Source organism: Oceanobacillus neutriphilus (assembly GCF_014645515.1).
Lineage (GTDB): Bacteria > Bacillota > Bacilli > Bacillales > Amphibacillaceae > Oceanobacillus > Oceanobacillus neutriphilus.
The window spans coordinates 19,872-28,579 of record NZ_BMLW01000025.1 but is presented as its reverse complement, the minus strand read 5'-3'; the positions used below and the strand labels follow the sequence as shown (position 1 = coordinate 28,579).

Below are 8,708 nucleotides of genomic sequence, written 5' to 3'. Positions count from 1 at the left end.
TCCCAAATGGACAGTGTCACCTTTATTAGGTTGTTGATTTTTTGGCGAAAATGACTATGAAATACTTTACAGAATATTCTTATTATATTTATGCAACGCTAGTGAGGAAAAATGTTATATAAATGAAATATACGAAGGTACAGATGTCTGTTTCATGACAAAAAAGATAAATAGAGTGTGAGGGGCCAATATGATACAGAATAAAATGACGTTAAACCCGGAAGAAAGAAAGGCTACCAATATTGATGAAATTGTAAAGGTGTATGCAAAAATAGATGAAGGCTGGCTCCGATTTCATTATAAATTATCGATATGGCTGGTAATCTTTGCATTTATGATAGAATGTCTCCTCAGTATCATGATTGTCCAGACAGATCTATTAAGTACCTCAGTTCCTGTCTATATTTGGAGATATATTGCAGTGCCCAGCGGTATGAATTTGCTATGCATTGGTATTGCTACTGTTGTGATGCGTTCGCATCGTATTTCACATCAAGTAAAAATATATACAATATCACTGCTTTTAGTTGCTATGGCTTTTATTTTGTTTACTGTCCATACAATATTTGTATCGAGCTATTTTATTTTTGCAATTGCTATTATGCTGACTACAGCCTATACGTGTTATAAGGTAACAACTGTGACAACAGCAGCAAGTCTTATTGGCTTTGCTGTATCAGAATTATTTATAGTATGGGATACAGAGAAAAGTATTATTTTTAACAGTGCGTTAAGATTAGGAGATTTTTTAGTTGGATTAGTTATTCTCCTGGCTTTCTCTTTTATTTGTTTGGTTTTTATTCACTACCAGAGGAAGAAAAATCTGGCCAGTATCCAGCTGGAATTAGAAAGATTCCGTTTAGAGAAAAAGCTGGAAATAGATGAAATGACAGGAGTTAATAATCGAACGGCGTTCCTGCGCAGTTTAAAAAATATAGAAGGTTCCAAGCACCATAAGTATATCCTGGCTATTGTGGATATTGACAATTTCAAAAAAATTAATGATACATGGGGACATTATAGTGGAGATGAATGTATTGTCCAGTTTTCAAGAGTATTAAAAGAAAATAGTAAAAAGTATACACCTTACCGTTATGGCGGGGATGAATTTTGCTTGATTTTTCAAGATATAGAGCTGGAAGCAGCAGAAGAAATTTGCAGGAAAATACAAGAACAGTTACATAAAGTAGAGATCAAAAAGCTTCCTGATTTGAACCTGACAACAAGTGTTGGAATGGCTGTATATATAGATGAAATGGAAGTTTCAGAATGGTTTGGCAATGCAGATCAAGCCTTATATCAGGCGAAAGAAGTGCGGAATGCGATAAGAGTTTATTGAGAATATAGAAGGGAAACGGGAGATTGCTAAAGCTTTTTGTAACAAGGCATGGAGAAACAGTGTGGAATAAGCAAAAAAAGCTGCAAGGGTGACGGGATTCTGCTTTGACAGAAGAAACACTATACTGTTAAGAGACAGGTCGGAATATAATGAATTTGCATATTAGTGGAATCTCCTTAATCCAACATCCTGGCGCACTTCAAGAACGATATGTTCATGAATGGTATGAAAGACTAGTTCATCCTCTTTTGATTTTAGTAACTCCTTGGTTGCTGCTTCGTTAGAAATTGGTTCTATTACTGCGACATCCTCAATAACTTCTTTGTTCTTTTCGATATGAGATGACAATATTTTTAGCTTTACAAAATTGATTTGGATATAATTCTCGAACCTCAGGCCAATTCATTTTTTCACTCCCTTCTAATTTATCATTATTATAGCATTGTTCCTTTAGGTTGTTCTATACTTATGATTATAGTAGCAAGTAATATAAAAATGTTATTAAAGGAAAATCTATGAGAACATAAAAAAAGAAATTCAGTTATTCTATATATTTCAGAACAACAAAAAGTGTTATCACCGATATAACATTATAAAATAAAGTGAAATAGGAGGTAGAAAGCATGAACTGGCAACAGCTATTTACGGGTCAAATTCTGGAAAGAGGATTAGATTATTATCATCGTGAGCTTGTGCAGGATATATCTATTCAAGAAGACATGATTGAAGCCTCAGTATATGGAACAGAAATTTATGATGTTGAGATAGAGTTAACCGATGAAGGAGTTTCCTGGATGAGTTGTGATTGTCCTCATGCCCTGGATGGAAACAATTGCAAACACATGGCGGCCGTTTTATACTATGTGGACAGTTTAGAGCCTGTCAAAAAGGAGCATACAGATAAGGGGCAAGAAAGCAAAAGTCTTGTTAACTTGGTGAAAGAAGCGGATGAGAGCATTGTTCAGGATTTTTTAATAAATATTCTTGCAAATGATGAGAAACTCTTAAACCGTTTTAAAGCTGCTTTGAATTATACGTTTTCTCCAGAAGATTTGCAGAGATATAAGAATCAGATAAATGGGATTTTTGATAGACATGAAGGAGTACATGGATTTATTGACTATTATAGTGCAGGCTCTTTGGCATCAGAAGTGGAAGAGCTTCTTTCCCATGATATACGTAGAATGATGGAGAATGAACAGTATGAGGAAGCGTTTGAGTTAACGAATGATATATTTATCGAGATAGGGAGTATCGATATAGACGATTCGAGCGGTGAGGTTGGAATGATTAGCCAACTGTGTATGGAAATTTGGCAGGAAATATTGGAGCATAGCGATGCACAATTAAAGAAAAAATGTTCCGGTGGTTTATGAAGCATTTAGATGGTTTTGTTATTGATTATATGGAGGATTATCTGGAAGAAATGCTGTTTGATAATTTTAAAGAAGAACTATTCTTAGCAGATAAACTTGTATTTTCAGAAAATCAGGTACGTAAATTTAAAAAGGAAAAAAGTTCTTGGTCAAGAGGATATTCTGCTGGAAATTGGGCTGTCAGACATATAGAGATTATGGAAGAACAAAATACAGCAGATGCTGCAATTGATGAATATTGTGAAAAGCATTTAGAATTTAATCAAGTCAGAAAATGCTATATTGAACGTTGTATTAATAGGAGAGCATATGACAAGGCTATCCGCTTGCTTGAAGAGGGAAAACAGGTTGATAAAGATCTGCGTGGACTTGTGAAAGATTACAGTTTGCAGTTAAAAAATATCCATAAACAAACAGGAAATGATCAGGCTTATGAAAAGGAATTATGGTCCTTAGTGCTGGAATATCAAAAGGGTGATTTAGATATTTATAATGAGCTCAAAGAACTTTATTCTGAGGAAGAGTGGAAGGAACAAAGAGAAGTGATTTTTAGTAAGCTTTCCAATAGTGGACAAGTTGCTAAGTTGTATGAATCAGAAAAGTTATATGACCGTTTGCTGCAGGCTGTGTTAGATTCTCCCAATTTGTATACCCTTCAAGCTTACGAAAAAACTTTAATAAAGCTGTATCCACAAGAACTTCTTAATAAATATGAAGCGATTATACAAAATATGGTTCGTTATTCATCCGACAGGAAGCGATATCGGGAGATTGTTTCTATATTAAGAAACCTGAAAAAATATCCGCAGGGAGAAAAGCGGATAGAAGAAATTGTGAAGGAATGGCAATCTCTGTATAAAAATCGGCCGGCAATGATGGATGAATTAAGTAAATTGTAACGCTGTATCTATTTAGTTAACTGTTGTTTTAACCCTGTTAATAGAAATTATTCAAAAGTATGGTACACATAAAGAAAAGAAAGCATTCCCTTCAGGAAGGAATGCTTTCTTTTGATAGGTCAATCTTCTTTATTAACTGTTATTTCATTATCCTGTACATCTATTTTAATTTCTTTCACATCAATATTATCTAAATAGTAGTCAGTAATTTTATCTCTGACTTCCTGCTCAATCACACGACGAAGCGGTCTTGCGCCAAGTTCCTCATCATAGCCTTTGTCAATCAGCCAATCTTTTGCTTCTTGTGTTACTGTCATCGTGATTTCTTTTTTATCGAGGGTTCGTGTACATCGTCCAGCAGCAAATGAATGATTTCATGTAAATCCTCTTTCGATAAATGGTTAAATTCAACAATACCATTAAAACGATTTAAAAATTCCGGCCGGAAGTATTGCTGGAGTAACTTCATCATATCTTTGTCTTTATCCGGACTGCCATATCCAAACCCGGCATTCGATGTTGCGATAATAATCGTGTTCTTAAAGTTGACAATATTTCCTTGTCCATCTGTTAAACTTCCATCGTCCATTACCTGCAGGAGTAAGGTAAGGATTTGCGGATTTGCTTTTTCAATCTCATCGAATAAGATTATAGAATAAGGGTTCCGCCGAACTTTTTCAGTTAATGTATTGGAATTATCATCATACCCGATATAACCAGCGGTAGTGCCTATTAATTTAGAAACAGCTATCTGATCTGAGTATTCACTCATATCCAGCCGTATCATGGCATTTTTATTTTTGAATAATTCAATCGCCAGCTGTTTGGCAAGCTCGGTCTTACCGACACCAGTTGGACCGACAAAGAGAAAGCTGCCTATCGGCCGGTTTCCTTCGTCAAAGCCAGCCCGGTTTCTTCGTATTGCCTTCGATACAATTTCAACGGCTTTATATTGTCCAATAATTTTATTTTTCAAACGTTTGTAGATGTTTTTTAGACGTTCAATATCGTTTTCATCCATTTGGGAAACCGGGATACCTGTTAATCTTTCCACTGAATCGGATACATCATGAACAGTAGCTACATTTTCGGTTTGCCCCATTATTTTGCATGTCCTGCATCATTTTTCGCAGCATTGCATTAAAATCATTATCAAAAAAACCACTATTCATGTTAAAGCACCCCTCTTTAAATGGAAATATATTGATAAAAAAATTTAAAACAAGGAGCTGCCAAAAGGCAGCTCCTTGTTTGTATTAGTTATTCTGAGCTTCCATCTGTCAAATGAGATTCTAAGAACCAGAGATTTTTGTCCAGCTTCCGGGATACCTCAGTAAATAAATCAGATGTATCCGGATCTTCGTCAGCAGAAATTTCAACCGCTTCCCGAATATTATTAGCCACAATTGCCCAGCGTTCTGTCAGATTTTCAAGCACAAGAATGTCCTTTGTATTTTGAAGCTCCCAGGCTGGAAGGCTTGTTTCTGAAGCAATAAATTGCACCGGCTTTCCGGCTGAACCGCCTAAGCTCGCAGCCTGCTCTGCAACAGAGTCAATTAATTCAGGAATTTCTCCGGCTAAATCATCGAAAAATTCGTGGTAGGCAATGAAATGCGGTCCCCGAACGTTCCAATGTGCCAGCTTTGTCTGAATAAAAAGGTCTGTTAAGTCGGTTACCTGCTGATTAAGAAGTTCTATCATATGTTCTCTGGATTTTTCTGAATGTGCTTTTCTAAATGTACTCATTTGCTTTCCCTCCTGGAATGTTTTTCCCTCCATGTTTTCTGGATAGCTGCAACGGATAAATGTTTAAATTGGTGGGAGTATCTTAATTGGCTGCAGAAATTGTTAGCAAGACAATATTGAGTAACTAAATCAATACAGCAATTCTAGATATAGCCGCATGATTAATGCTTAAGTATAAGGTGCTTTTTTGTTAAAAAACTCCTTAATCCGTAATACAGTTCTGTATCCATATGAACATGTGAAGGATATTTATTAAAATAAAAAAGATACCCCTCAAATTACTAATACCCAATTTTATTAAATAGTAAACCTCTGCAATAAAAAATTAGGAAAATCTCATCTTTAAGAACTACGTTATAACAAATAAAAATAGAGTATTCCTATCCATAAAAAATACTCGCCCTGCTGAAGTTCTATTTACATGATCATCATACTATATTTGTAATAAACGCAGGATTATTCATTAATTTGCTTTCAATCATTGTTTCTAAAAAAATAAAAATTCAGTATATTTTAATATTTGGTATTGTAATCGCTTGCTGATTGTAAGATAATTAAGACAGAGATACTATTACTATTTAACTAAAGGGGGACAAAAGAAATGTTTATTAGGAAGAAGCGAGGTTTGATGTTGTTTATGCTTCTACTTATGGTGGTTATTCTTCTTGGCGCATGTAGAGGAGATGGAGAAGAGAGTGAAGCAAATTCATCCGAACAAGAGGACACAGCAAATATTGTTGTAAAAGGAGATACCATTAATTCACACAATGTAGAAGATGCCGTTTGTATCGTAAATAGCAGATTTGAGCAAGGTTGGAGAATGTTATTCCGTGCTTCTGTCATTGATGAGAATACTGGAGAATTAATTGAGGATGCTGATGTAAAGGCGGTTTTAGAAACAGGAGAAGAATTTGAAATGGAACTTGGACCGCATGGACCGGAGGAAACACTGCTATATACGGTTCCATGGGAAATTCCGGAGGATTTCAACACAGGTACATTGAACTATGAAATTATTGCAACAGTAAATGGAGAAGAGTATACGTATGAGCCGTTTGACGTAGAGCCTTCTAAAATGACTATTATCGAATCTGGAGAAGGACAGGATTCTGATGAGTAAGTGGAAATACTATCTTGTTTTTACCTTATTTTTAATAATGTTTGGATTGGCTGCTTGCTCTGCATCTGAGGGGAGGGCTGATTCAGATTCTGATTCAAGTGATGAATCCTCGGAAGATAATTCTTCTGAGGAGGATTCAGATCAGAAGAATACAGTGACTGGCAAACTCATCCTTGATGAAACAGAAGGCAGAATAGGCGATGAAATTGAATTAACGGCTGAAAAGCTAGAACCAGATGAAGACCTCCAAGTAATTTATGTTGATATGGAAGGTAAATATGAAATAGAAAATAATTATTCCTTCCTTGGCACGCTATATGAAGAAGTTGAAAAAGAGATTGGTGAAGGAACCGCTGATGAAAATGGAGAATGGAGCGGAAGTATTACCATCCCCGATGGTTTTGGGGATGACCATGATATTTTAATTCAGCAGAAGGGAAACACGATTGCAAAAGCAAATTTCTTCGTGGAAACTGTTTTTACAATGTCTCCTGAATCTGGACCTCCAGGAACAGAGGTTACGATAGAAGGTGAAGGCTTAAGCTGGAAAATGTACGGGAGTATTTGGCATTTAAATTATGATAATGCATACACCGGTATGATTACTGCAGTTTCTACTGATGGAAAAGCAGAAGCAGTAGTTCGTGCTACCGGAACTCCTGGTAAACATACAGTTACGATAGAGAGTGGTGCTAGCGGGGCACCTTACTTAAGCAGAGATTCATCAGCGATTAATTACATTCATACGCATTTCTTTGAATTTGATGTAACAGATGAAGAGCCGATCACCGATATGGTTTATGTCGAGGAACCACCTGAGCCGGCAGATGGAGGTATACAAATGCCAGATCCAGAGAATCAGGAAGGTGTAAGTATCTCTTTGGATAAAGAAATGGGGATCGTTGATGAAATGGTTATCTTAACCGGACAGGGGTTACCAGAAAATGAAGAATTGACCTTAGATTGGCATACAATGGTTGGAAATCGTGTTTCCTCAGAAGGATTTGCACCTGAAATAATGGAGCTTGGCACAGTTACGACGAATGAGGATGGCTCATTTACACATGAATTTCCAATTCTTGATGACCTTGGTGGCCTGCCACATCTTATTGAAGTGAAAGCAGATGATGAAGTATATGGACAGGCATACTTGCGGATACTTCCATCACTTGTCTCCATCGAACCGGAGGAAGGACCAGCTGGAACACCGATAAACATTGAAATTAAAGGAGCCGGCTGGACAGAATTTGATAATGCGCTCGGTGTAATATATGATAATGCCTATATAGGTTATATCTGTGGATTTAATAGTCAGGGTACAATTAAATTGCCTCTGACCGCTTCTGGTGAACCAGGATATCATTCGATAGATATTTACCCATCCATTTATCAAGGACAAGATCCAATACCAGATATTTATAGAAAACCTCAATTAACATATCGTGAGGATCATCCTGGAACTGGAATCCCTGCTATCAGGACATTTTTTAAAGTAACAGAGGAATAGAATAATAATTTGATGAGCCTTCTGGAGGTAGAGTTATTTCTTGCTCCAGAGGGTTTTATTATGGAAATTAAAAATTAGGTGTTTATAATACAACATATAACCCGTAATATAAAAATAAGAGATAGAAGAATGAACTAAAATTGATTCTTTTCGTATCTATGCTGAATAATCTTTCAGAGATGAGGAAGGAATTATTTTTTGTTTTCGTGTAGGCTATTCTTATAAACATTTTCTGATAGGGAGGAACCCCGCTATGAGAGAAGCTATTATGTTAATAGTAGATTTAATCAATGATATTCATGATGCGATTGCTAGTACATTTGGGGCTGGTATGACCGATAAAGAATTGCATTTCTGGATTTTTGGCATCCTGGGTATTGTAACTTTCTTTATTGTCTATGTCGTATTTAAAATTCTGTCAAAAATAAAGTGGAGCATTGCTATTTTAGCTTTTCTCTACACGTTTACTGTAATGATTGTCCTTGTGTTTGCTGTTGAAATCCAGCAGGCCTATACACAACGGGGAAATATGGAATTCGCAGATGCAGTTATGGGTTTATGGGGATTTGTTGTCTTTTTTGCTGTTTATGCAGTGATTGGTATTATTGGTTACTTTATTTATAAAGCATTTAAAAAATAAGCAAAGCACCCTGTCAGCACTGGCAAGGTGCCTTGTTTATTTCTATCTGCATTTGAAAAGTTTATTAAAGAGAATGTAGAA

General features: G+C 36.0%; 8 protein-coding genes and 1 pseudogene. 6 read left to right on the top strand and 3 right to left on the bottom strand.

The window, feature by feature from the left end; genetic code table 11:
• Positions 1-190: 190 nt before the first annotated feature.
• Complete coding sequence (locus IEX29_RS25735; RefSeq protein WP_188738621.1) at positions 191-1,339, top strand: GGDEF domain-containing protein; 1,149 nt, start codon at positions 191-193, stop codon at positions 1,337-1,339.
• Between the two features lie 162 nt (positions 1,340-1,501).
• Here IEX29_RS25735 and IEX29_RS25730 read toward each other — a convergent pair whose 3' ends face one another.
• Positions 1,502-1,687 carry a hypothetical protein gene (locus IEX29_RS25730; RefSeq protein WP_308423676.1) on the bottom strand — a complete coding sequence of 62 codons (186 nt, stop codon included), beginning with the start codon at positions 1,685-1,687 and terminating at the stop codon, positions 1,502-1,504.
• Positions 1,688-1,962: 275 nt separating this feature from the next.
• Between IEX29_RS25730 and IEX29_RS25725 the strand changes: the two genes are divergently transcribed.
• Both IEX29_RS25725 and IEX29_RS25720 read left to right on the top strand, forming a co-directional pair.
• Complete coding sequence (locus IEX29_RS25725) at positions 1,963-2,715, top strand: SWIM zinc finger family protein (RefSeq protein ID WP_188738619.1); 753 nt, start codon at positions 1,963-1,965, stop codon at positions 2,713-2,715.
• Positions 2,712-3,614, top strand: a complete 903-nt coding sequence (locus IEX29_RS25720) for a hypothetical protein (RefSeq protein ID WP_188738618.1) — start codon at positions 2,712-2,714, stop codon at positions 3,612-3,614. The genes IEX29_RS25725 and IEX29_RS25720 overlap by 4 nt, the downstream gene beginning before the upstream one ends.
• 119 nt (positions 3,615-3,733) lie before the next feature.
• Here IEX29_RS25720 and IEX29_RS25715 read toward each other — a convergent pair.
• Positions 3,734-4,713, bottom strand: a pseudogene (locus IEX29_RS25715) (AAA family ATPase); the annotation flags it as partial.
• A 161-nt stretch (positions 4,714-4,874) separates the two neighbouring features.
• Entirely contained in the window at positions 4,875-5,360 is a 486-nt protein-coding gene (dps, locus tag IEX29_RS25710) for a DNA starvation/stationary phase protection protein Dps (protein ID WP_188738616.1), read from the bottom strand.
• A gap of 601 nt (positions 5,361-5,961) precedes the next feature.
• On the opposite strand from dps, the gene IEX29_RS25705 reads away from it, so the two are divergent.
• The 3 genes from IEX29_RS25705 (at position 5,962) to IEX29_RS25695 (ending at position 8,627) form a co-directional block, all read left to right on the top strand.
• A complete protein-coding gene (locus IEX29_RS25705; protein WP_188738614.1) occupies positions 5,962-6,480 on the top strand; it encodes a hypothetical protein in 519 nt (172 codons plus the stop codon).
• Positions 6,473-7,987, top strand: coding sequence for a hypothetical protein (locus IEX29_RS25700; RefSeq protein WP_188738612.1), 1,515 nt, complete (start codon positions 6,473-6,475; stop codon positions 7,985-7,987). Before IEX29_RS25705 ends, IEX29_RS25700 begins: the two co-directional genes overlap by 8 nt.
• A 253-nt stretch (positions 7,988-8,240) precedes the next feature.
• Positions 8,241-8,627 (top strand): hypothetical protein, encoded by a 387-nt coding sequence (locus IEX29_RS25695; RefSeq protein ID WP_188738610.1) that lies wholly within the window; start codon positions 8,241-8,243, stop codon positions 8,625-8,627.
• The last annotated feature ends 81 nt before the right edge of the window (positions 8,628-8,708 follow it).